This is a genomic window from Streptomyces sp. SudanB5_2050 (genome assembly GCF_964272335.1).
Lineage (GTDB): Bacteria > Actinomycetota > Actinomycetes > Streptomycetales > Streptomycetaceae > Streptomyces > Streptomyces rochei.
The window spans coordinates 482,047-502,133 of the sequence record NZ_OZ186760.1 but is presented as its reverse complement, the minus strand read 5'-3'; the positions used below and the strand labels follow the sequence as shown (position 1 = coordinate 502,133).

The following is a 20,087-nucleotide window of genomic DNA, read 5'->3' as shown; positions in this document are numbered from 1 at the left end:
ACCCCGGACCCATGACCAAGCCCGCGAAGCAGATCCACCTGGCCGCCCACTTCCCCGGCGTCAACAACACCACCGTCTGGAGCGACCCACGGGCCGGCAGCCACATAGAGTTCAGCTCCTTCACACACTTCGCCCGGACCGCCGAACGCGCCAAGTTCGACTTCCTCTTCCTCGCCGAGGGCCTGCGGCTGCGCGAACAGGGCGGGAAGATCTACGACCTGGACGTCGTCGGACGGCCCGACACGTTCACCGTCCTCGCCGCGCTCGCCGCCGTCACCGAGCACCTCGGCCTGACCGGCACCATCAACTCCACCTTCAACGAGCCCTACGAGGTCGCCCGCCAGTTCGCCAGCCTCGACCACCTCTCCGGCGGCCGCGCCGCCTGGAACGTCGTCACCTCCTGGGACGCCTTCACCGGCGAGAACTTCCGCCGCGGCGGCTTCCTCCCGCAGGAGGAGCGCTACTCCCGCGCCAGGGAGTTCCTGGCGACGGCTAACGAACTCTTCGACTCCTGGCACGGCGACGAGATCCTCGCCGACCAGGAGAGCGGCCGGTTCCTGGCGGACGCCAAGGCCGGCGCCTTCGCGCACACCGGCCGGCACTTCGACATCCACGGCCGGTTCAACGTCCCGCGCTCCCCCCAGGGCCGCCCTGTCATCTTCCAGGCCGGCGACTCCGACGAGGGCCGCGAGTTCGCCGCCGCCGAGGCCGACGCCATCTTCAGCCGCCACGGCACCCTCGAAGCGGGCCGCGCCTTCTACGCCGACGTCAAGAGCCGCCTGGCCAAGTACGGCCGGAGCCGGGATCAGCTGCTCATCCTCCCCGCGGCGACCTTCGCCCTCGCCGACACCGACGCCGAGGCCGAGGAACTCGCCCGCGAGGTACGCCGACAGCAGGTCAGCGGGGCCACGGCCCTCAGACACCTGGAGTTCGTCTGGAACCGGGACCTGTCCGCGTACGACCCGGACGGCCCGCTGCCCGACATCGACCCGGACGTCGGCCAGGAACACATCTCCCAGGGCCGCGCCCAGGTACGGATGTACCGGGACCCGCTGGCCACCGCCCGTGAATGGCGCGAACTGGCGAAGGCCCACGCATGGTCCATCCGCGACCTGGTCATCCACACCGGCAACCGGCAGAACTTCGTCGGCTCCCCGGCCACCGTCGCCCGGACCATCGACGCCCTCGTCCAGGCCGACGCGAGCGACGGCTTCATCCTCGTCCCGCACCTCACCCCGACCGGCCTCGACGAGTTCGCCGACAAGGTCGTCCCCCTGCTGCAGGAACGGGGCGTGTACCGCACCGAGTACACGGGCACGACCCTGCGCGACCACCTCGGCCTGACCCATCCGGACCACCTCCGCGCCGAGCGGGTCGCGTCGTGAGGTTCCTCGCCATCACCCTGATCGCGCACCGCCCCGACCCCACCACCGGAGTGCGCACACCCACCCACGACCGCTTCCGGGAGGTCGTCGACAACGCCCTGTTCGCCGAGGAGCTGGGCTTCGACGGCTTCGGAGTCGGGGAGCGGCACGAGCGGCCGTTCCTCTCCTCCTCCCCGACCGTCGTGCTCAGCCACATCGCGGCGCTCACCCGGCGGATCCGGCTCTTCACCGCCGTGACCACCCTGAGCCTGCTCGACCCGGTCCGCGCCTACGAGGACTACGCCACCCTGGACCACCTCTCCGAGGGCCGACTGGACCTGATCATCGGCAAGGGCAACGGCACCGCCCAGCGCGAGCTGTTCCACGTGACGCCCGAGGACCAGTGGGAGCGCAACGCCGAGAGCTACGAGGTCTTCCGACGGATCTGGCGCCAGGACAAGGTGACCGCCGCGACCCGCTTCCGTCCCCCGCTGACGGACGCGGAGGTCCGGCCGCGCCCGTACCAGCGGCCCGTGCGGGTCTGGCACGGCAGCGCCACCAGCAAGGAGTCGGTCGACCTCGCCGCCCGCTACGGCGACCCGCTGTTCTCGGCGAACGTCACCCATCCCGTCGAGCCGTACGCCGAGCTGATCCGCCACTACCGCGAACGCTGGGAGCACTACGGCCACGACCCCGCCCGGATCGCCATCGGCGCCGGCACGGCGGGCATCCACGTAGCCCCCACCTCCCAGCAGGCGCTCGCCGCCTACCGGCCGGTCTTCGAGGCCGACCTCGCCTTCGCCCGGCGGTCCGGACTGCCCGTGGTGTTCGAGACCCTGGAGGACTTCGCCGAGCGCAGCTCCGCCCTGATCGGCAGTCCCGAGCAGGTCATCGACAAGGTGCACCGCTACCACGAGCGCTTCGGCCACACCGTGCTCCACGTCCACGCGGACGCGGGCGGCCTCAGCGACACCCAGCACCGCCGCTCGCTGGAACTGTTCCAGTCGGCGGTGGCACCCGTGCTGCGCGACGACATCCCGGACCCGCCGTTCGCGTGGGCCCCGGTACTTCCGGCATCACCGACCGCTCGCACAGAAGAAGGGCCGGCCCGTGACTGACATCCCCCTCGGCATCCTCGACCTGGTCCCCATCTCCTCCGGGTCCACGGCGGCGGACGCCCTGCACCACTCCATCGACCTCGCCCGGCAGGCCGAGCGACTGGGCTACGCCCGCTACTGGTTCGCCGAGCACCACCTGAACCCCGGTGTGGCGGGCACCTCCCCGGCCGTCGTCCTCGCCCTGACCGCCGCGGCCACGACCACGATCCGGCTCGGCTCCGGCGCCGTCCAGCTCGGTCACCGCACCGCGCTGTCCACCGTCGAGGAGTTCGGCCTGATCGACGCCCTGCACCCCGGCCGCCTCGACCTGGGCCTCGGCCGCTCCGGCGGGCGCCCGCCGGGGGAGGGCGCGACCGGACCGGGGACCACCCCGGCCGCCGCCGGCCGCACCCCCAACGGCCTGCTCATCCCGCCCCGCTTCTCCTTCGCGCACCTGCTCGCCTCGCCCCGCGTCGCCCTGCAACGCAAGCTGCTCCTGCTGCCGAACGCCGAGTCCCAGGACTACGCCCAGCAGATCGACGACATCCTCGCCCTGCTGGCCGGCACCTATCGCTCGGCGGACGGCCTGGAGGCGCACGCCGTGCCGGGGGAGGGCGCCGACGTCGACGTGTGGATCCTGGGCAGCAGCGGCGGCACGAGCGCCGAGGTCGCGGGCGCCCGCGGGCTGCGGTTCGCCGCGAACTACCACGTCAGTCCCGCCACGGTCCTGGAGGCGGTGGACGGCTACCGCTCCTTCTTCAAGCCCTCCGCGTTCCTCGACCGGCCCTATGTCAGCGTCTCCGCCGACGTCCTCGTCGCCGAGGACGACGCCACCGCCCGGGAACTGGCCACCGGGTACGACCTGTGGGTGCGCAGCATCCGCACCGCCGAGGGCGCCATCGAGTACCCGACACCCGACCAGGCGCGGGCCCACCCGTGGAGCGACGAGGACCGCGCACTCGTGCGGGACCGCGTCGACACCCGCTTCGTGGGCTCACCGGGCCGGGTCGCCGACCGGTTGGAGCAGCTTCAGGAGGCCACCGAAGCCGACGAGCTGCTGATCACGACCATCACGCACGGACACGCCGACCGGGTCCGCTCCTACGAACTGCTCGCGGAGGAATGGCGCCGCCGGGGGCACACCTCCGGCACACCCGCCCGGGAAGCCGCCACGCCCGGACCGGCGCCGTCCGAAGCCGCGGTGACGCCCGCGCGGTGACGGCCGCCGTGTTCGCCCCGGGCCCGGAGGGAGGCGTCGGCCGCCGGTTCCGCGGCACCGAGGCCCCTCGCCCGTACGAGCGCCGCGAGGCCGGCCGCCACCTCCCGACGGGCACACCGCCCCACCCCACCCGGTACTCCTGAAAGGTCCCTCTCATGGCCACGATCCTGTCCGTCTCCGGCAGCCCCTCCGCCACCTCGCGCACCGCGCGTCTCCTGCGCCACCTGGACCAGCGGCTCACCGCCCAGGGCCACGAGGTGATCCCCTTGAACGTCCGCGACCTGCCCGCCGACGCCCTGCTCGGAGCGGACTTCCGGCACCCGGCGATCGTCCGGGCCACGGCCCTGGTCGAACGGGCGGACGGGGTCGTGGTCGGCACCCCCGTCTACAAGGCCGCCTACTCCGGGCTGCTGAAGTCGCTGCTCGACCTGCTCCCGCAGTACGCGCTGACCGGCAAGACGGTGCTCCCGCTGGCCACCGGAGGCTCCACCGCCCATGTGCTGGCCATCGACTACGCGCTGCGTCCCGTCCTCAGCTCCATGGGCGCGACCCACATCGTCCCCGGCTGGTTCACCCTCGACAAGGACATCACGGCGGGCGACGACGGCACCCTGACCGTCGCCCCCGGCTCGGCGGAGGCCCTGGCACAGGTCACGGACCAGTTCTCCGCCGCCCTGGGCGGACGCACGACCGTACTGGCGGCCACGGGGTGAGCGCGGCACCCGTGATCGCGGCGGCCACCACGCCCTCGAAGGGCACCGGGCCGCCCCGGCCCGGACTTCTCCGCCCCGCACCCCGCGCACTCGATCGGAGCCCCGCGTGTCCCTCACCTTCCACTGGTTCCTGCCCACCAACGGCGACAGCCGGCATGTCGTCGGCGGCGGCCACGGCACCCCGGCGACGGAGCCCGGCCACGACCGCCCGCCGACGGTCGGCTACCTCAGCCAGATCGCCCGTGCCGCCGAGGACCTCGGCTTCGTCGGCGTCCTCACCCCGACCGGCGCCTGGTGCGAGGACGCGTGGCTGACCACGGCCATGGTCGCCCAGCACACCGAACGCCTGAAGTTCCTCGTCGCCTTCCGGCCCGGATTCGTCTCCCCGACGCTCGCCGCGCAGATGGCGTCCACCTTCCAACGGCACACCGGCGGACGCCTGTTGCTCAACGTCGTCACCGGTGGCGAGAGCCCCGAGCAGCGCGCCTACGGGGACTTCCTCGACAAGGACGCACGCTACCGCCGCACCGGGGAGTTCCTGGAGGTGGTGCGCGGGCTGTGGGCCGGTGAGACCGTCGACCTGCGCGGCGAGCACCTCAGGGTCGAGGACGCACGTCTGGTGAGATTGCCCGACCCCGTCCCCGAGGTCTACTTCGGCGGCTCCTCGCCGATCGCCGTCGAGGTCGCCGCCCGGCACGTCGACGTGTACCTCACCTGGGGCGAGCCACCCGCGCAGGTGGCCGAGAAGATCGCCCGGACACGGGCGTCGGCGGAGCGCGAAGGGCGGACCCTCCGCTTCGGTGTCCGGCTGCACGTCATCACGCGGGACACCGCCGAGGCCGCCTGGGCGCAGGCACACCGGCTGCTGGACGGGTTCGACCCGCGGACCGTGGCCTCGGTCCAGGCCGGGCTGGCCCGCAGCGAGTCGGAGGGGCAGCGCCGCATGCTGGCCCTGCACGGCGGCAGCCGGGACGGGCTGGAGATCCACCCCAACCTGTGGGCGGGGATCGGCCTGGTCCGCGGCGGCGCGGGCACCGCCCTGGTCGGCAGCCACGACGAGGTCGCCGAGCGGATCGAGGAGTACGCGGCCGTGGGCATCGAGGAGTTCGTGCTCTCCGGCTATCCGCACCTGGAGGAGGCCTACTGGTTCGGGGAGGGCGTCCTGCCCAGGCTGCGGGCGCGAGGACGGTGGCGGCACCCCTACGGCCGGACGGCGGCCCCGTCGGCCGGCGCCGGCTGCCCGTGAACGATCCCCGGGCGCCATGCCGTCGCGCGGGAGCGACCGCGCCGTGTGTGCGCCCGCCTCCGCGGTCCCTCGTCCGGGTGGCCCGAGGCCCCGCACGGGTTCGTGCGGGGCCTCGCACGCCGCCTCGGCCGTCGCGTGGCGGACACGGCGACCGCACGGCGGGCCGACACGCCGTGCCCGGGCGCTCGTTCAGCGGGTCACCAGCAGCCCCCGCCCCCGCAGCACCCGCCGCTCCAGTGGGCTGAAGATCAGCAGGTCGATGGCGACGCCGACGAGCAGGATCAGGAAGATGGCCAGGAACACCTGCGAGATGCTGGCGTTGTTCCGTCCGTTCTCCAGCAACTGCCCCAGTCCGACGCCGAGATCGGGCGAGGAGGCGATGATCTCGGCGGCCATCAGCGACCGCCAGGAGAAGGCCCAGCCCTGCTTCAGTCCGGCGAGGTAGCCGGGGAGCGCGGCCGGCATCACGATGTGCCGGGCGCCGCTCGCGCCGGTCGCGCCCAGGGTCCGTCCGGCGCGGAGGAACAACGGCGGGATCTGGTCGATGCCCGCGACGAGGCCGTTGGCGACGGAGGGGACCGCGCCGAGCAGGATCACGGCGTACATCATCGAGTTGTTCAGTCCCAGCCAGAGCACGGCGGGCGGCACCCAGGCCACGGACGGCAGTGACTGCAGACCGGACAGGACGGGGCCGACGGCGGCCCGGACGAACCTCACTCGGGCGACCAGCAGCCCCAGCGGCGTACCGATGGCGAGTGCCATCAGGAAGCCGAGCAGGCCGCGCGAGACGGATGTCCAGATGTAGTCGAGGAGCGTGCCCTGCCGCCAGGCGTCGGTCACCTCGTCCCACACCCCGGACGGCGAGGGCAGTTTGTACTCGGGGGCGACCTCGGCCCACACCAGCAACTGCCAGATCACCAGGACCAGCGCGACGGCGGCGAGCGGCGGCAGTGCCTTGCGGACCAGGGTCTCGCGCAGCGGGGCACGGCCGGCCGGTACCGAGTCCAGCGCGTCGAGCCCGGCCTCCAGTCCCGCCAGATCGTGCGTGTCGCGCGTGCTCCGCGTGTCCTCGGGCTCCCCGGCCGTCGGTGAGCCGTTCTTCTCGGCGTCGACGCCGGTGTCAGTGCTGGCCATGGCGGCGGATCTCCCTGCGCAGTTCCTCGGTGATCTCGACGGACAGCTCGGCGACCGCGCCGTCCTCGATGCGGCGCGGCTGCGGGATGCCGACGGTCCATTCCCGGGCGATCCGTCCCGGCCGTGAGGACAGCAGCACCACTCGCTGCGCCAGCTTCACCGCCTCGCGCACGTTGTGCGTGACGAACAGCACGGACAGTCCCGTCTCGTGCCAGATACGGGTCAGCTCCTCGTGCAGCACGTCACGGGTGATGGCGTCCAGCGCCGCGAACGGTTCGTCCATCAGCAGCAGCCGGCTGTCCTGGGCGAGTGCCCGGGCCAGGGCGACGCGCTGGCGCATACCGCCCGACAGTTCGTGCACCCGCTTGCCGTGCGCGCCCCGCAGCCGTACGAGTTCCAGCAGGCGTTCCGCTTCCGCGCGGCGCTCCGTTCTGGCGACGCCGCGCAGCTTCAGGGCGAGTTCGATGTTCTTGCCCGCGGTCAGCCACGGGAACAGGGCGTGTTCCTGGAACATCAGGGCGGGCCGGCCGTCCGTGCCGATGGAGCCGGCGGACGGCAGGTCCAGCCCCGCGACCAGATTGAGCAGGGTGGACTTGCCGCAGCCGGAGGCACCCAGGAGGGTGACGAACTCGCCCGGGGCGACATCGAGCGTGATGTCGTCCAGGACGAGCTGCCGCCCGCCGGACGTGCCCGGCGCGGGGAAGGACTTCGAGACGTGCTCGATGCGGGCGGCGTGCGTCACCGTCGTGGCGGTCTGGGCGGTCCGGGCGACCGTGGTGGCCATGGTCGTCACCTCCTGGGTCCTCGTCAACGCGGTTGTCGCTCGTCAGTTGTTCGGCTGCTCGGTGCCGAGACCGGCGTCGTCCACGCGGTCCTTGCCCTCGGCCTCGAGGACCTTGTTGAGCGGCGCGAGGTCGTAGATGCCCTCCAGGTCGGGCTTCTCCAGCAGCCCGGCCTTCACCGCGTGCTCCGCCTGGCTGTCGAGGGTGGAGGCCAGCGGGTCGTCGAGGAACGTGATGGACTTCCAGGCCGGGTCGATGATCTCGGCGGGCAGGGCCTTGCCCGCCTCCGCCTTCAGCGCCGCGTTGGCGGATGCCTTCGCCTCATCGGGGTTCGCGTTGATCCACTCGTTGGTCCTCACCGAGCCGCGCAGCACCGCCTCGACGACGTCCGGGTGCTCCTTCAGGAACTCCTGCCGCACGATGATGTTCGTGATCACGAACTTCTTGCCGGGCCACAGGTCGGCCTCGTCGAGAAGGGGCTCGGCGCCCTCGGCGACCAGCTTGGACGCGGTCGGCTCGGGCACCCAGGCGCCGTCGATGGAGCCGGACTTGTAGGCGTCCGGGGTGATCTTGTTGTCCGTGCGGACGACGGAGACGTCGCCCTTGCCGCTCTGCGCGTCGACCTTCCAGCCCTTCTCCGCGATCCAGTTGAGGAACGCGACGTCCTGGGTGTTGCCCAGCTGCGGCGTGGCGATCTTCTTGCCCTTGACGTCGTCCAGGGACTTGATCCTGTCCGAGTTGACCACGAGCTTCACGCCGCCGGAGGCGGACCCGCTGATGATGCGCAGGTTCTTGCCGTCCGACTTGGTGTAGCCGTTGATGGCGGGGGAGGGGCCGATCCAGCCGATGTCGATGGAGCCGGCGTTCAGCGCCTCGATCTCGGAGGGGCCGGCGTTGAAGGTCGAGGGCTTGATCCTGGTGCCGCCCAGCTCCTTCTGGAGCAGGCCCTCCTGGACGCCCACCAGGGCGGTGGCGTGCGTGAGGTTCGGGAAGTACCCGATCTTCACCTCGTCGGCGGAGAGCTTCTCGGCGCCCGCCGCGACCTCGGTCCGCTTGTCGTCGTCGGCGGCGTCGGAACCGTAGCCGCAGGCGCTGAGCAGGAGCGGGAGCGCCGCTACGACGGCGATGGTGCGCAGGGTGGTGAGCGGTCTTGCGGCAGACACGGAGTGTCCTCTCGGGAAGGGGTCGATCGGGGAGATGCCGACCGTGCGTGAACGCGAGAGCGCACGGTCATGGGTACGGGCGTCGGCCCGCGCTGCGTGCATCGGTGAAGGCGACCGGAACGCCGACGGGAGTCCGGAAGCGGAGGTGTGCGTGGCAGACGCGCGCGGCGCTGCCGGCCGGCGGATGCCGACGGCCTCAGGCGGGCCGACAGATGGCGCTGGAGGTGCGGCCGAGGTCGATGTGACGGCGCGAGGTCAGCAGGGCGAGGGGGAGGTCTGCGCGGATACACGTGTGCATGGCTCCCCCGATCCCTATCTTTCCTATCTGGCTGATAGGGATCGTGGCAGAAGGTGAGCCCTGCCCCAAGGGGGAGTTCACATAATGGACGTGGGTATCTCGAAGTTCGGGACCGTCGGGTGCCGGGTCAGGGCGTCAGGGGTTCACCCAGGCGCTCGGGGCGTCGGCCAGTGCGGTGACGGAGGCGGGGAGTCGGGCCGCCGCGACGTCGGCGAGCGACACGCCCTCCAGGATCTCGCGCACATTGGACCGCAGTGCGATCCACAGGGGGAGCAGCGACTCCGCGGGCCCGGAGTAGGACAGCTCGGGCGGGCGGACCCCGCGCACCGAGACGAGGGGCCCCTCCACGACGCGGATGACATCGGCGATGCTGATCGACTCGGCGGGCTTGGCCAGCCGGTAGCCGCCGTTGCCGCCGCGCTGGCTGAGCACCAGACCGCCCCGGCGCATGTCGTTCAGGATGCCTTCGAGGAACTTGTGCGGGATGTCCTGGGCGTGGGCGATGGCCTCCGCCTTCAGCGGCCCGTCGTCCCGTGAGGCGGCGAGCTGCAGTGCAGCACGTACCGCGTAGTCCGCTCTGGCTGAGATCCGCATGGGTGCATTATCCCGTACGGCCGCGCCCGGACGCCTTCCCGGTCAGGCGGGCAGGACGAACGGCGGGTGGGCGCCGTCGAGGAAGTAGCGTCCGACGTCGCGGAGCCGGTGGGTGACGGGCTCGTACAGGGTGTGGGTCCGGGCGTTGCGCCAGAACCGCTCGAAGCCCAGCCGTGCGGAGACGGAACGGGCGCCGATGATGTCCAGGGCGCGGGTGGTCGACTCCTGCGCCGCCCTGGCCGCGGCGGTCTCGGCCATGGCCACGAGGACGGAGATGTCCGCGGACTCGTCGTAGGTGAGGTCGTCGCCGCGTTCCAGCCCGCCGCGCACGGCGTCCAGCGCCTGATCGGCCAGTGCCGACGCGGAGCGGGTGAGGACGGTGAGTTCTCCGTAGGCGCTCTGCACGTGCGGGTCCCGGGGGTCGTGCGGGGTGCCGGCGGGCCGCACGGCGTGCCAGGCCGCGGGGCCGGTCCTGCTGTACTCGCGGGCTTCGGCGAGCACCCCCTCGGCCAGTCCGAGAAGGAGCTGGGTGGAGAACAGGCGCCCCACCGGTGAGGCCAGGGTGACCCGCGGTGAGAGCAAGTCCTCGTCCGTGGACAGGGAGCCGAGCACGTCGTCGGCGGTCACCCGTACGTCGTCGAACTCCACGCTGCCGCCGGCCGCGAGCCGCTGGCCGAAGGTGTCGGCGTCGTCGTCGATCACCACCCCGCGCCGGGTGGGGCCCACCACCACGGCGAACGGCTCACCCGTGTCCTCCCGCACGGCGCGCACGGCGAGGCGGTCGGCGACCAGGACCCCGGTGGTGTAGCTCTGCCGCCCTCTGAGCACCAGGCCCTGGGAGGTCCTGGCCAGTGTCAGCGGCGGTTCCTGGTGAGCGAAGCCGCCGCCCCAACACCATTCCTCGGCCACGGACCGCTCCTCGATCCGCGCGGCCGGAGCGGCCCCGGCGAAGAACCGCACGCTCCACGACAGGAAGTAGTGACAGCCGAGCAGCTGACCGATCGCGCCGTCGGCCGCGGCGATCTCCCGCACGACGCGGTAAGCCGTCAACCGGTCCGGGCCGCCCTCCTGGGACCCGGCCGGCATCAGGAACGTCAGCAGTCCCGCCTCGCGCAGCCGGGACACCTCGTCGAACGGGGCCTTGCCCGCCTGTTCTCTGGCCACCGCGTCCGTGGCCAGGTCGTCCGCCGCCTCGCGGGCCACGCGCAGCCAGTGAGCCGGGCCGGGTCCGGCCCGTCCGGACGGCGCGGCGGAGCAGGACGGCACGGAGGCAAGGCCCATGGAAGTCGACTCCTCAAGGTCGGCCGCAGAGCGCGGCGTCGCGGCTCTCCTGCTGGTCGGGCACGTACTTGTAGCCCACGCGCCGAACGGTGACGATCCGGTGCCGGTGCGCCTGGCCCAGCTTGCGGCGCAGGCGGGCGATGTGGACGTCCACCGTGCGGCCGTCGCCGACGTGGTCGTAGCCCCAGACGGCGGCCACCAGCCGATCGCGCGAGTGCACCTGGTGGGGGTACTGGACGAGATGGGCCAGCAGCGCGAACTCCAGGTAGGTGAGGTCGAGTTCGCGCTCGTCCACCTCGGCGACGTGTCGCGCCGGGTCGACGCGGACGGTCGCGTCCCCGGTCCGCCGGTCAGGGGGCGAGGCCGCGGTGCCGACCGGCCGGATCTCGGGCCGCGGCCCGTCCTTGACGAAGAGTTCGGCGGGGTCGGTGCCCTCCGGGACGAGCACGAGGTAGGCGGCGAGCGGTGCGGGAGCGTGTGCTCGGTCGTCGCCCGGCCCGGTCTCGCCCACCAGGCGGAGGCGGGGCGTGGGGGAAGGGAAGGGATCGTGCGGGGTGGTCTCGGCCGGAAGTGCCGTGGTCATGACGGTTGTCCCTCAGAGGTGTGCGGGAGCCGTCAGGGGTGGCGGGTGACCAGTGGGTGACGGGTGACCACCCCCGACGACGCGGGAAGGCGTGAGCGGCGCGACGGCACGGGTGCGGGTGAGCCGTGTGCCCTACGCGCGACAGCAGGCGGCGCTGACGACGTGACCGAAGTCGACATGCCGACGACGAACGAGTCGTTGCTGTGTACGGGACATGCTCATCATCCTGCGCATCCCCGGTGAACACCGTCAAGCTTTCCCTAGTAACTCCGTAGGAAAAGTAGGGAAGATCTCACACTCTGGTCACCGGGCCCGCGCCGCGTACGCCCTGACGTCCGCGTCCGGGTCCGTCGTCGCCGTGGCCAGAGCCGCTCGGGCGCCTTCGGCGGCACGGTGCCGGGTCAGTGCCGTCACGGCGGCCTTGCGGACGTCGGCGTTGGGGTCGGCGAGGGCCTTGGCGAGGGCCGGTACCGCTAGGTCGGCGGCGGCGAGGGAGAGAGCGGCGGCGGCCCCCGCCCGCACCTGCCAGGCCGGCTCGGACAGGGCCGTCCGCGCCCGTGCGGCCAGCGGTGCCGGGCAGCCGGTCGTGCCCAGCGCTTCGTAAGCCGCCGCACGCACCAAGGCGTCGGGGTCGTCCAGGAGCCCGGTGAGGGCCGAGCGGACCACGTCGGGGCCGGCGCCGGCCGACGTGGCGCCGTCGGGCCGCGCCGCCGTCACGGCGGCCAGGGCCTTGGCGAGGGTGACGCGGACCTCGCGGGACGGGTCGGCGGTCGCCGCGCGGGCCAGCTCGCCGACGGCGTCGACCGACACGAGCGCGCGCACGGCCGCGATGCGCACCCCCGTGTCCGCGTCCGACAGGGAGGCCGCGAACAGACCGGTGTCACCGAGCCGCAGAGCACGCAGCACGTCGAGGGCGGCGGCACGGGCGACGGGGTCCGCTTCGGACAGGGCCGCCACGAGGGCGTCGCCCAGGGCGGGTTCGGGTTCCAGCGTCTCGACCAGTTCGCGCAGCGAGGCGGCCGCGGCGGCACGGACACCCGCGTCGGGGTCGGCGAGAGCGGCGGCCAGCGCCGGACCGGTGCCCGGCGGCACCGTCTCCGTCAGCACGGTGACGGCCGTCCGGCGCACGGTGGGTTCGGGGTCGGTCAGATACGGGGTGAGGGCGGAGAGCCGGGGCTCGTCCTCCGCGAGGGAGAGCAGTTCGAGCAGGTGCGGTGTGGCCGGCGCGTCCGCGTCGCTGCCGGGGCGGTCGCCGGTCCCGGCCGGGGCGGGCTCCCGCCGCGGCGCCACGGGTGCCGCTTCGCGGGCCCCGGCGGTCGCCACCTGTTCCGGGTGCACCTCGCCGAGGCGGCGGGAGGGGCCGCCGACCGCGTCGAGACCGCCGACCGGGACCAGATAGGGCGCCACGGGACGCGCCGTGAACTCCATCGCGCCGGTGGGGGACTTGTACAGGTCGAGGTGGTGGAACCAGGACGCGTCGTCACGCCCCGGGTGGTCGAGCCGTTCGTGGTAGAGGCCCCAGCGGGACTCCGTGCGGGCCAGGGAGGCCCGCGCGGCCATCTCCGCGCAGTCCCGGATGAAGCTCACCTCCGCGCAGCGCATCAACTCGTGCGGGGTGCGCGCGCCCATCGCGGCGATGTCGGCGCGCATCCGCTCGAACGCCTCCAGGGCCAGCGACAGCCGGGCACCGGACTTCGGCGGTGCCACGTAGTCGTTCACGAAGCGGCGCAGCTTGTACTCGACCTGGGGCTGCGGCGGGCCGTCGGGGTGGCGCAGCGGACGGTAGATCAGCTCGTGCGCCTCCTCCAGCTGGTCGAGGGGCAGCTCCCCTTCGTACGGCGTGCGGCGGGAGGCGTCCGCGCCCGCCAGGTCCCCGAAGACGAACGCGCCGATCATGTAGTTGTGCGGCACACAGGCGAGGTCCCCCGCGGCGTACAGGCCGGGGACGGTCGTACGGGCGTGGTCGTCGACACGTACGCCGGAGGCCGAGTGACCGCCGCACAGTCCGATCTCGGAGATGTGCATCTCGACGTCATGGGTGCGGTAGTCGTGGCCGCGGCCCGCGTGGAAGGTGCCACGGGTCGGACGCTCCGTGGAGTGGAGGATCGACTCCAGGGCCGAGATCGACTCCTCCGGGAGGTGGCTCAGCTTCAGGTAGACCGGGCCCCGGTCGCTCGCGACCTCCTCCGTGAACTCCGCCATCATCTGGCCCGACCAGTAGTCGGAGTCGACGAAGCGTTCGCCGTGCCGGTTGACCTGGTAGCCGCCGAAGGGGTTGGCGACGTAGGCGCAGGCGGGGCCGTTGTAGTCCTTGATCAGCGGGTTGATCTGGAAGCATTCGATGCCGGTCAGTTCGGCGCCCGCGTGGTAGGCCATGGCGTAGCCGTCGCCCGCGTTGGTGGGGTTCTCGTACGTGCCGTAGAGGTAGCCGGAGGCGGGCAGACCGAGCCGTCCGCAGGCGCCGGTCGCCAGGATCACCGCGCCCGCGCGGACGGTGACGAAGGCGCCCGTGCGGGTGTGGAAGCCCACCGCGCCCACGGCACGGCCCTGTGCCGTGAGGACGCGGACCGGCATCACGCGGTTCTCGATGCGGATCCGCTCCCGCATCTCGCGCCGCCGCAGTTGCCGGTACAGGACCTTCTTGACGTCCTTGCCCTCGGGCATCGGCAGGACGTAGGAGCCGGAACGGTGGACCTGGCGCACGGCGTACTCGCCGTGCTCGTCCTTCTCGAACTTCACGCCGTAGGACTCCAGCCGCTGGACCATGGCGAAGCCGCGGGTGGCGGTCTGGCGGACGGTGGACTGGTCGACGATGCCGTCGTTGGCGCGGGTGATCTCGGCGACGTAGTCGTCGGGTTCGGCGCGGCCGGGAACGACCGCGTTGTTGACGCCGTCCATGCCCATGGCGAGCGCGCCGGAGTGGCGTACGTGCGCCTTCTCCAGCAGCAGGACGTCCGCGCCGCGCTCGGCGGCGGTCAGGGCCGCCATGGTGCCGGCGGTGCCGCCGCCGATGACGAGGACGTCGCAGACGAGCTCGTCCGCGTCGGTGAGGGCCGGGATCTGCAGAGGGGTGTCCACCAGGGAGCCTTTCAGGAACCGAGTGACGTGAGGACTTCACGACGCAGGGCGAGACGCGCCGGATCGTCGTGGGCGGCGCGCTCACGCGGGCGCGGTACCTCCCGTACGGCGACGAGGCGGCCCGCGCCCAGCAGGGCGACGCGGTCACCGAGGAAGAGGGCCTCGTCCACGTCGTGGGTGACGAAGACGACGGTCGCGCCGGTGCCGCGCAACACGTCCACCAGCAGGTCCTGCATCCCGGCGCGGGTCTGGGCGTCGAGGGCGCCGAACGGTTCGTCCATGAGGACGGCCCGGGGGCCGGCGGCCAGCGCGCGGGCCAGTTGCGCGCGCTGACGCTGTCCGCCGGAGACGCGGTGCGGCAGGCGCCGGGCGTGCTCGGCGAGCCCGACCCGGCCGAGCCACGCCTCGGCCCGGGCACGGCGTTCGGCGCGGGACAGCCCCTTGATGGCCAGCGGGAGTTCGACGTTCGCGCCCAGGGTGCGCCAGGGGAGCAGGGCGTCCTCCTGGAACACGAGGGCGCGTGCGGCGGACGGGGCGGTCAGGGGGCGTCCGTCCTGCGTGATCTCTCCGCGGAGCGGGGGCAGAAGGCCGGCGAGGGTGCGCAGGAGGGTCGACTTGCCACAACCGGAGGAGCCGACGACGGTCAGGATCTCTCCGGGGGACACGTCGAGATCGACCCCGTCCAGCACGGGGGCGCCGGGGTGCCCCAGAGCGACGCCGCGCAGGGCGAGGCGGGTGCCGGTGCCGGTGCGGGACGGTGACGAGAGGTCAGACGAGCTGGTCATGGGACACGTCCTCCTTGGGCCTGGGGGCGACCGGTGCGGGGGAGCGGACTTCGCGTGTCCGTCGCGGGACGCGCGGGCCGGACGCGTACGACGTACGCGGCAGCCAGCGGGTCAGGCGGCGGCCCAGCAGTTCCACCGCCGTGGAGGTGAGCCACCCGAGGACGCCGATGGTGACCATGCCGACGAACACGCCCGGGTAGTCCAGGACCGTGTAGTCCTGCCAGGTGCGGTAACCGACGCCGTACTGGCCGGAGACCATCTCGGCGGAGATCACACAGATCCACGAGACGCCGATGCCGACCGACAGGCCGCCGAAGACACCGGGCAGGGCGCCCGGCAGGACGACCGAGGCGAGGACGCGCCACCGCCCGCCGCCCATCGTCAGCACGGCCTCCTCCCAGACGGGTGTCAGCGCACGCACGGCGTGCCGGGTGGAGACCAGGACGGGGAAGAAGGCGGCCGTGAAGGTGATGAAGACGATGCCCTGTTCGTTGGAGGGGAACAGGAGGATCGCGACGGGGACCAGGGCGATCACCGGGATCGGGCGGACGACCTCCAGCAGCGGTCCCAGCAGGTCCTCGGCCAGTCGGGAGCGCGCCGTGAGCACGCCGCCCGCCACGCCCAGCACGGCGGCCAGCAGGAAGCCGCCGAGGATGCGGGTCAGGCTGTCGGTGAGGTCCCTCCAGTAGTCGGCCCCGGCGAGGCGGTCGGCGAGGGCGTGGGCGACGTCGGTGACCGTGGGGAACTGCGAGAAGCGCAGCCACAGGTCGACGTCCGCGCTGGTCAGGAACTGCCACAGGCCGAGGGCCGCGGTGAGGGCGACCGCCCGCAGCGCGTACCGGGCGGCCGGCCGGGCGAGCCGGTTCACGAGGCACGCTCCAGCGCGTCGGCGTAGGCGATGACACGCGCCCCGTCGTGCCGGTCGACGTACGCCCGGGCGGTCGCCGGGGCGACGAAGGGGAGCAGTTCCTCGCCGTCGGCCACCCACACCGCCTTGTCGGCGAACCAGGGGGTGCCGGTGGTGGCGTCGGGGACGTAGGCGGCGCGGACGGTGTCGCGGTGGGCGGCCACATGACGCAGCAGCGCGGCCGGTGAGGCGAAGGTCCGCGTCCGCTCGGAGCCCTTGGGCCACACCTCTCCCGCGGCGGCCGGGGGAGGGGCGGCGAGCCGCTGGGCGTAGGTCGCGCCCAGGGCCTTCTTCACGTACCGGTCGTCGACGAAGGAGTCCACGTCCACGTCACCGGTCAGCTTCGCGGACTTCAGGACCTCCACGTCCTGCTTCAGAGCGGAGACGAGCTGGGGTTTGATCACCGGGTCGAAGGTGGCGACACCGTGGGCGCCGTTGTAGAGGTAGACGACCTCGGCGGGCAGCCCGGTGGCCTCGGCGACCTCCTCGGCCGCGGTGACGGGGTGGGTGTTGAGGTAGTCGGTGGCCTGCGCCTGGGCCTTCAGGAAGGCATCGAGGACGGCCGGCCGGTCCTGGGCGAAGTCCGCGCGGGCGGTGACGCCGTGGAAGGTGGGCAGGTTCAGCTGCGCGCCGTCGTACAACACCTTCGCCTTGCCCTGGTGGGCCAGCAGACCCGGCCAGGCGACGAACTGCGACAGCGCGTCCGCGCTTCCCGCGGAGAGGGCCGAAGCCCCCACGGCGGGCTGCTGGTTGAGCTTGCGCACGTCGCCGTCCGGGTCGATGCCGGCGCGTCGCAGGGCCCGTACGAGCGTGCCGTCCGCGGCCGACCCGACGCTGGTGGAGATCCGCTTGCCCTTGAGGTCCTTCAGTGAGGTGAGTGCGGAGTCGGGGGCCGTGACGATGGTGTTGAGGCCCCCGCGCAGGTTGTAGCCGGTGACCGAGACCAGATGTGTGGGGCGGTTCAGCTGCTTGCCCCGGGCCGCGTTGATGAGCAGTGGGAAGTCGCCCATCGAGCCGATGTCGATCTTCCCGGCGGTCATCTGGGCGGTGATGGGCGCGCCGGTGGCGTAGTCCTGCCAGACGACCTTGTAGGTGACTCCGTCACCGAGGGCGTCGAGCTGCTTCTCGAAGTAGCCGAGCGAGCGGAGCAGGGTGCCGGCCGTGACCGTGTTGATGGTCTTGGACTGGTAGCCGACGGTGACGGTGACGGTGGAGCCGTCGCCGGCCTCGGCGTCACCGCCGCAGGCGCTCAGCGGGAGCAGGAGGACGATCGCGGATGCCGCGACTGCCGTGCGTTTCATGGTGAGGGGGCCTTTCACCGGAGCGGGTCGGGTCGATCAGCGGAGCAGGTAGGGCATGTTGACCGTGACGGCTCCGGTGGGGCAGCGGGCCGCGCACGGTCCGCAGTACCAGCACTCGTCGACGTGCATGTAGGCCTTGCCGCTGGTGGTGTCGATGGCGAGGGAGTCCAGCGGACACATGTCCACGCAGAGCGTGCAGCCGTCGATGCACTTCGACTCGTCGATGGTCACGGGCACGTCGGCCCGCTGGGGCACCAAGGGCATGGCTGTCTCCAGGAATGTCGCGCTGTGGTTCTGGCTGTGGGTCCTGCTGCTGCTGCGGCGGGGGGAGGAGGAGGGGGTCAGACGGAGCGGTGCAGCAGACCGCTCATCGTGATGCGGTCGCCGCGGAAGCGGATGAACTCCAGGTCCACGGGCTGCCCGTCATCGAGGTGGGTGAGACGTTCCAGCATCAGGACGGCCGCGCCGCGCGGCGCCTGGAGCACGGCGGCGGAATGGGCGTCCGCGTTGACCGCCTCCAGCGTGATGTCGGCGTGTCCCAGGCGCCGCCCGGTGTGGGACTCCAGGAGGCGGAAGACGTCGGTGTTCTCCAGGTCGCAGCCGAGCAGGGACGTGCCGATGTCCAGGGGGATGTAGGTGAGGTCCAGGGACAGGGGGAGCCCGTTCAGGCGGCGGAGGCGTTCGATGCAGAGGACGTCGGCGCCGGGTGCGACGTGGAGGCGTTCGGCGACCGGGGCGGGGGCCGGGACCGGGCCCATGGTGCGGACCTCGTTGGTGACGCGACCGTGTTCGTGCAGGGTCTCCGCCAGGCCCATCAGCCGGTCGAGCCCGTGGGGGTACTTCTCGGCGACGACCACCGTGCCGACGCCGGGGAGGCGCTCCACCAGGCCCTCGGCGCGCAGCAGGTCCAGGGCCTGGCGGACCGTGTTGCGCGAGGCCCGGTACTCGGTGGTGAGGGTCGACTCGTGGGGCAGGGTGCCTGCCGGGAAGCCCCCGGTGAGGAGTTGACGACGCAGCAGGTCGGCGAGCTGGCGTGCCCGGTCCGCGCGCAGCCGACGCCGCGTGCGCTGGGCGGCGACGGTGGGTGCGCCCTGGCCGGCGTGGTCCCGGATGCGGTCGGTGGGTGGCATGCGCGGAACCATACCGATCCGGTAGGGATAGTGGTGTTGCCGAAGTGTTGCGCCACCTGACGCCTCGCCGATCACCGTGCTGACCTGGGGTTTCGGTCGAGGGGAGACGAGATCTGCCAGGTTCGTCGCCTCGTGCCGACGGACGGGAGCCTCTCACCTGATGAGACGTCTCGGTGAGGGACGGGAGGGCCCCTTGACGCGGCTCGACCGCGGCTCGACACTCCCCTACGGGGATCCTAGTGAACAGGTAGGGAAAGCATGCGTGGTGCTGTGCTGGACCTCGGCGGCGACGCGGTCCGCGTCGCGGTGCGGCCGCTGCCCCTGTTGACGTCCCGCCGTCACATCGACCTCGTGCGTGTCTGCAGTGCGGCGAGTTCCCCGCACGCCGGTGGCCCCGCCCCGGCCTGACCTTCCCGCGCACCCGCCCGCGCGGCCGGGCCCCGGCCGTCGTCAGCCCCGGCCGTCGCCTGCCGTGGCCGTCGTATGCCCGTGATCGAGCACATCGAGCACATCGAGCACATCGAGCACATCGAGCACTTCGAGGGAGACGTATGCCCGCCTCAGCCCCGACTGCCGTGCCGTCCTTCCGGAACCGCATCGGCTGCGACGCGCGCAGCGGCTACTACGCCGTGCCGCACCGCTATCGCCTTCACCTCTCATCGGCCTGTCCGCACGGTCTGCGGATCGCCGTCACCCACAGCCTGCTCGGTCTGGACGACGTCCTCCCCGTGACGCCGCTGCCCGCCGTGCCCGACGCCCCGGACGGCGGGTACCTGGCGCTGCGCCCGCTGTACGAGGCCAGTTCGCACCAGCATCCCGGACCGGCGGTGGCGCCGGTCCTCAGTGATGACTGGACCGGCAGGATCGTCAGCACGCACACCCCCGACATCCTCCGGGACCTCGCCCGGCAGTTCGGCGGCCACGGCCCCGATCTCCACCCGCAGGGGGCCGAGGAGGAGATCGCGGCCGTCGGCCGGCTCTGCGAACGGGACATCACCCGGGCCGCCCAGCGCGCCGGCGAGCCCGGTGGCGGCTCGGCGGCCCGTGACACCGCCCTGGCCACCCTCCTGCGCGCACTGGACGCGCTGGAGGTGCGGCTCGGTTCCGGGCGGCACGTACTGGGAGGTGAACTCACCCTCGCCGACGTGCAGGTGTGGGCGACCCTGGTGCACCTGGACACGGTGCACCGCCACCACCTCGACGCCGCCGCGGTGCACGGCATCGCGGGCCATCCCCGTCTGTGGGCGTACGCACAGGCCCTGACGGCGCACCCCGCCTTCGGTACCCACCTCGACCTGGACGGCCTCGCCCGCAGGCACCACGCCCACTGCCGGGGTGAGGAGGCGGCGGGTGCGGCGATGCAGATCGTGGACTGGGCGGCGTACGCCGCGGAATCGGCCTTCGGCTGAGGC

The 20,087-nt window shown here is 72.6% G+C and carries 20 protein-coding genes; 7 read left to right on the top strand and 13 right to left on the bottom strand.

The window, feature by feature from the left end; translation table 11 throughout:
• Positions 1-11: 11 nt before the first annotated feature.
• The 5 genes from ACFZP7_RS01795 to ACFZP7_RS01775 all read left to right on the top strand — a co-directional run bounded on the left by ACFZP7_RS01795 (position 12) and on the right by ACFZP7_RS01775 (position 5,639).
• Entirely contained in the window at positions 12-1,385 is a 1,374-nt protein-coding gene (locus ACFZP7_RS01795) for an NtaA/DmoA family FMN-dependent monooxygenase (RefSeq protein ID WP_046251682.1), read from the top strand.
• A complete protein-coding gene (locus ACFZP7_RS01790) occupies positions 1,382-2,482 on the top strand; it encodes an LLM class flavin-dependent oxidoreductase (protein ID WP_127432965.1) in 1,101 nt (366 codons plus the stop codon). The genes ACFZP7_RS01795 and ACFZP7_RS01790 overlap by 4 nt, the downstream gene beginning before the upstream one ends.
• Positions 2,475-3,680: an LLM class flavin-dependent oxidoreductase gene (locus ACFZP7_RS01785; RefSeq protein WP_385633646.1), complete on the top strand. Its 1,206-nt coding sequence runs from the start codon at positions 2,475-2,477 to the stop codon at positions 3,678-3,680. Before ACFZP7_RS01790 ends, ACFZP7_RS01785 begins: the two co-directional genes overlap by 8 nt.
• 155 nt (positions 3,681-3,835) lie before the next feature.
• Complete coding sequence (ssuE, locus tag ACFZP7_RS01780; protein ID WP_062136687.1) at positions 3,836-4,393, top strand: NADPH-dependent FMN reductase; 558 nt, start codon at positions 3,836-3,838, stop codon at positions 4,391-4,393.
• A 106-nt stretch (positions 4,394-4,499) separates the two neighbouring features.
• Positions 4,500-5,639 carry an LLM class flavin-dependent oxidoreductase gene (locus ACFZP7_RS01775; RefSeq protein ID WP_385633645.1) on the top strand — a complete coding sequence of 380 codons (1,140 nt, stop codon included), beginning with the start codon at positions 4,500-4,502 and terminating at the stop codon, positions 5,637-5,639.
• A 189-nt stretch (positions 5,640-5,828) separates the two neighbouring features.
• On the opposite strand, the gene ACFZP7_RS01770 is transcribed toward ACFZP7_RS01775, so the two are convergent.
• The 13 genes from ACFZP7_RS01770 to ACFZP7_RS01710 all read right to left on the bottom strand — a co-directional run bounded on the left by ACFZP7_RS01770 (position 5,829) and on the right by ACFZP7_RS01710 (position 18,675).
• Positions 5,829-6,773, bottom strand: a complete 945-nt coding sequence (locus tag ACFZP7_RS01770) for an ABC transporter permease (protein ID WP_385633644.1) — start codon at positions 6,771-6,773, stop codon at positions 5,829-5,831.
• Positions 6,760-7,557 (bottom strand): ABC transporter ATP-binding protein, encoded by a 798-nt coding sequence (locus ACFZP7_RS01765; RefSeq protein ID WP_385633643.1) that lies wholly within the window; start codon positions 7,555-7,557, stop codon positions 6,760-6,762. The genes ACFZP7_RS01770 and ACFZP7_RS01765 overlap by 14 nt, the downstream gene beginning before the upstream one ends.
• Before the next feature lie 42 nt (positions 7,558-7,599).
• Positions 7,600-8,718 (bottom strand): ABC transporter substrate-binding protein, encoded by a 1,119-nt coding sequence (locus ACFZP7_RS01760; RefSeq protein WP_385633642.1) that lies wholly within the window; start codon positions 8,716-8,718, stop codon positions 7,600-7,602.
• Positions 8,719-8,914: 196 nt separating this feature from the next.
• Positions 8,915-9,016, bottom strand: a complete 102-nt coding sequence (locus tag ACFZP7_RS01755; protein WP_385633641.1) for a putative leader peptide — start codon at positions 9,014-9,016, stop codon at positions 8,915-8,917.
• Positions 9,017-9,151: 135 nt separating this feature from the next.
• The gene (locus ACFZP7_RS01750; RefSeq protein ID WP_046251687.1) at positions 9,152-9,610 is read right to left on the bottom strand and encodes an Rrf2 family transcriptional regulator; all 459 of its coding nucleotides are present in this window, start codon (positions 9,608-9,610) and stop codon (positions 9,152-9,154) included.
• 42 nt (positions 9,611-9,652) lie between these two features.
• Entirely contained in the window at positions 9,653-10,891 is a 1,239-nt protein-coding gene (locus ACFZP7_RS01745) for an acyl-CoA dehydrogenase family protein (protein ID WP_385633640.1), read from the bottom strand.
• Positions 10,892-10,904: 13 nt separating this feature from the next.
• Positions 10,905-11,474, bottom strand: coding sequence for a winged helix-turn-helix domain-containing protein (locus ACFZP7_RS01740; protein ID WP_385633639.1), 570 nt, complete (start codon positions 11,472-11,474; stop codon positions 10,905-10,907).
• 303 nt (positions 11,475-11,777) lie between these two features.
• Positions 11,778-14,552 carry a fumarate reductase/succinate dehydrogenase flavoprotein subunit gene (locus ACFZP7_RS01735; RefSeq protein WP_385633638.1) on the bottom strand — a complete coding sequence of 925 codons (2,775 nt, stop codon included), beginning with the start codon at positions 14,550-14,552 and terminating at the stop codon, positions 11,778-11,780.
• Between the two features lie 11 nt (positions 14,553-14,563).
• On the bottom strand, positions 14,564-15,337 hold the full coding sequence (locus ACFZP7_RS01730) for an ABC transporter ATP-binding protein (RefSeq protein ID WP_385633637.1): 774 nt from the start codon (positions 15,335-15,337) through the stop codon (positions 14,564-14,566).
• Entirely contained in the window at positions 15,321-16,205 is an 885-nt protein-coding gene (locus ACFZP7_RS01725; protein WP_385633636.1) for an ABC transporter permease, read from the bottom strand. Before ACFZP7_RS01725 ends, ACFZP7_RS01730 begins: the two co-directional genes overlap by 17 nt.
• Positions 16,202-17,545 (bottom strand): ABC transporter substrate-binding protein, encoded by a 1,344-nt coding sequence (locus tag ACFZP7_RS01720; RefSeq protein WP_193449691.1) that lies wholly within the window; start codon positions 17,543-17,545, stop codon positions 16,202-16,204. Before ACFZP7_RS01720 ends, ACFZP7_RS01725 begins: the two co-directional genes overlap by 4 nt.
• A 36-nt stretch (positions 17,546-17,581) precedes the next feature.
• Positions 17,582-17,809 (bottom strand): ferredoxin family protein, encoded by a 228-nt coding sequence (locus ACFZP7_RS01715; protein WP_046250724.1) that lies wholly within the window; start codon positions 17,807-17,809, stop codon positions 17,582-17,584.
• Between the two features lie 77 nt (positions 17,810-17,886).
• On the bottom strand, positions 17,887-18,675 hold the full coding sequence (locus tag ACFZP7_RS01710; protein ID WP_030970013.1) for a GntR family transcriptional regulator: 789 nt from the start codon (positions 18,673-18,675) through the stop codon (positions 17,887-17,889).
• Positions 18,676-18,933: 258 nt separating this feature from the next.
• Between ACFZP7_RS01710 and ACFZP7_RS01705 the strand changes: the two genes are divergently transcribed.
• Both ACFZP7_RS01705 and ACFZP7_RS01700 read left to right on the top strand, forming a co-directional pair.
• Complete coding sequence (locus ACFZP7_RS01705) at positions 18,934-19,083, top strand: hypothetical protein (protein ID WP_175461148.1); 150 nt, start codon at positions 18,934-18,936, stop codon at positions 19,081-19,083.
• A 143-nt stretch (positions 19,084-19,226) separates the two neighbouring features.
• On the top strand, positions 19,227-20,084 hold the full coding sequence (locus ACFZP7_RS01700) for a glutathione S-transferase C-terminal domain-containing protein (RefSeq protein WP_127441824.1): 858 nt from the start codon (positions 19,227-19,229) through the stop codon (positions 20,082-20,084).
• Positions 20,085-20,087: the final 3 nt, after the last annotated feature.

Coding starts and splice junctions, on each gene's coding strand:
- ACFZP7_RS01795 (WP_046251682.1), top strand. CDS start 12: ATGACCAAGCCCGCGAAGCAGATCCACCTGGCCGCCCACTTCCCCGGC.
- ssuE (WP_062136687.1), top strand. CDS start 3,836: ATGGCCACGATCCTGTCCGTCTCCGGCAGCCCCTCCGCCACCTCGCGC.
- ACFZP7_RS01770 (WP_385633644.1), bottom strand. CDS start 6,773: ATGGCCAGCACTGACACCGGCGTCGACGCCGAGAAGAACGGCTCACCG.
- ACFZP7_RS01765 (WP_385633643.1), bottom strand. CDS start 7,557: ATGGCCACCACGGTCGCCCGGACCGCCCAGACCGCCACGACGGTGACG.
- ACFZP7_RS01755 (WP_385633641.1), bottom strand. CDS start 9,016: ATGCACACGTGTATCCGCGCAGACCTCCCCCTCGCCCTGCTGACCTCG.
- ACFZP7_RS01750 (WP_046251687.1), bottom strand. CDS start 9,610: ATGCGGATCTCAGCCAGAGCGGACTACGCGGTACGTGCTGCACTGCAG.
- ACFZP7_RS01745 (WP_385633640.1), bottom strand. CDS start 10,891: ATGGGCCTTGCCTCCGTGCCGTCCTGCTCCGCCGCGCCGTCCGGACGG.
- ACFZP7_RS01740 (WP_385633639.1), bottom strand. CDS start 11,474: ATGACCACGGCACTTCCGGCCGAGACCACCCCGCACGATCCCTTCCCT.
- ACFZP7_RS01730 (WP_385633637.1), bottom strand. CDS start 15,337: ATGACCAGCTCGTCTGACCTCTCGTCACCGTCCCGCACCGGCACCGGC.
- ACFZP7_RS01720 (WP_193449691.1), bottom strand. CDS start 17,545: ATGAAACGCACGGCAGTCGCGGCATCCGCGATCGTCCTCCTGCTCCCG.
- ACFZP7_RS01715 (WP_046250724.1), bottom strand. CDS start 17,809: ATGCCCTTGGTGCCCCAGCGGGCCGACGTGCCCGTGACCATCGACGAG.
- ACFZP7_RS01710 (WP_030970013.1), bottom strand. CDS start 18,675: ATGCCACCCACCGACCGCATCCGGGACCACGCCGGCCAGGGCGCACCC.
- ACFZP7_RS01705 (WP_175461148.1), top strand. CDS start 18,934: ATGCGTGGTGCTGTGCTGGACCTCGGCGGCGACGCGGTCCGCGTCGCG.
- ACFZP7_RS01700 (WP_127441824.1), top strand. CDS start 19,227: ATGCCCGCCTCAGCCCCGACTGCCGTGCCGTCCTTCCGGAACCGCATC.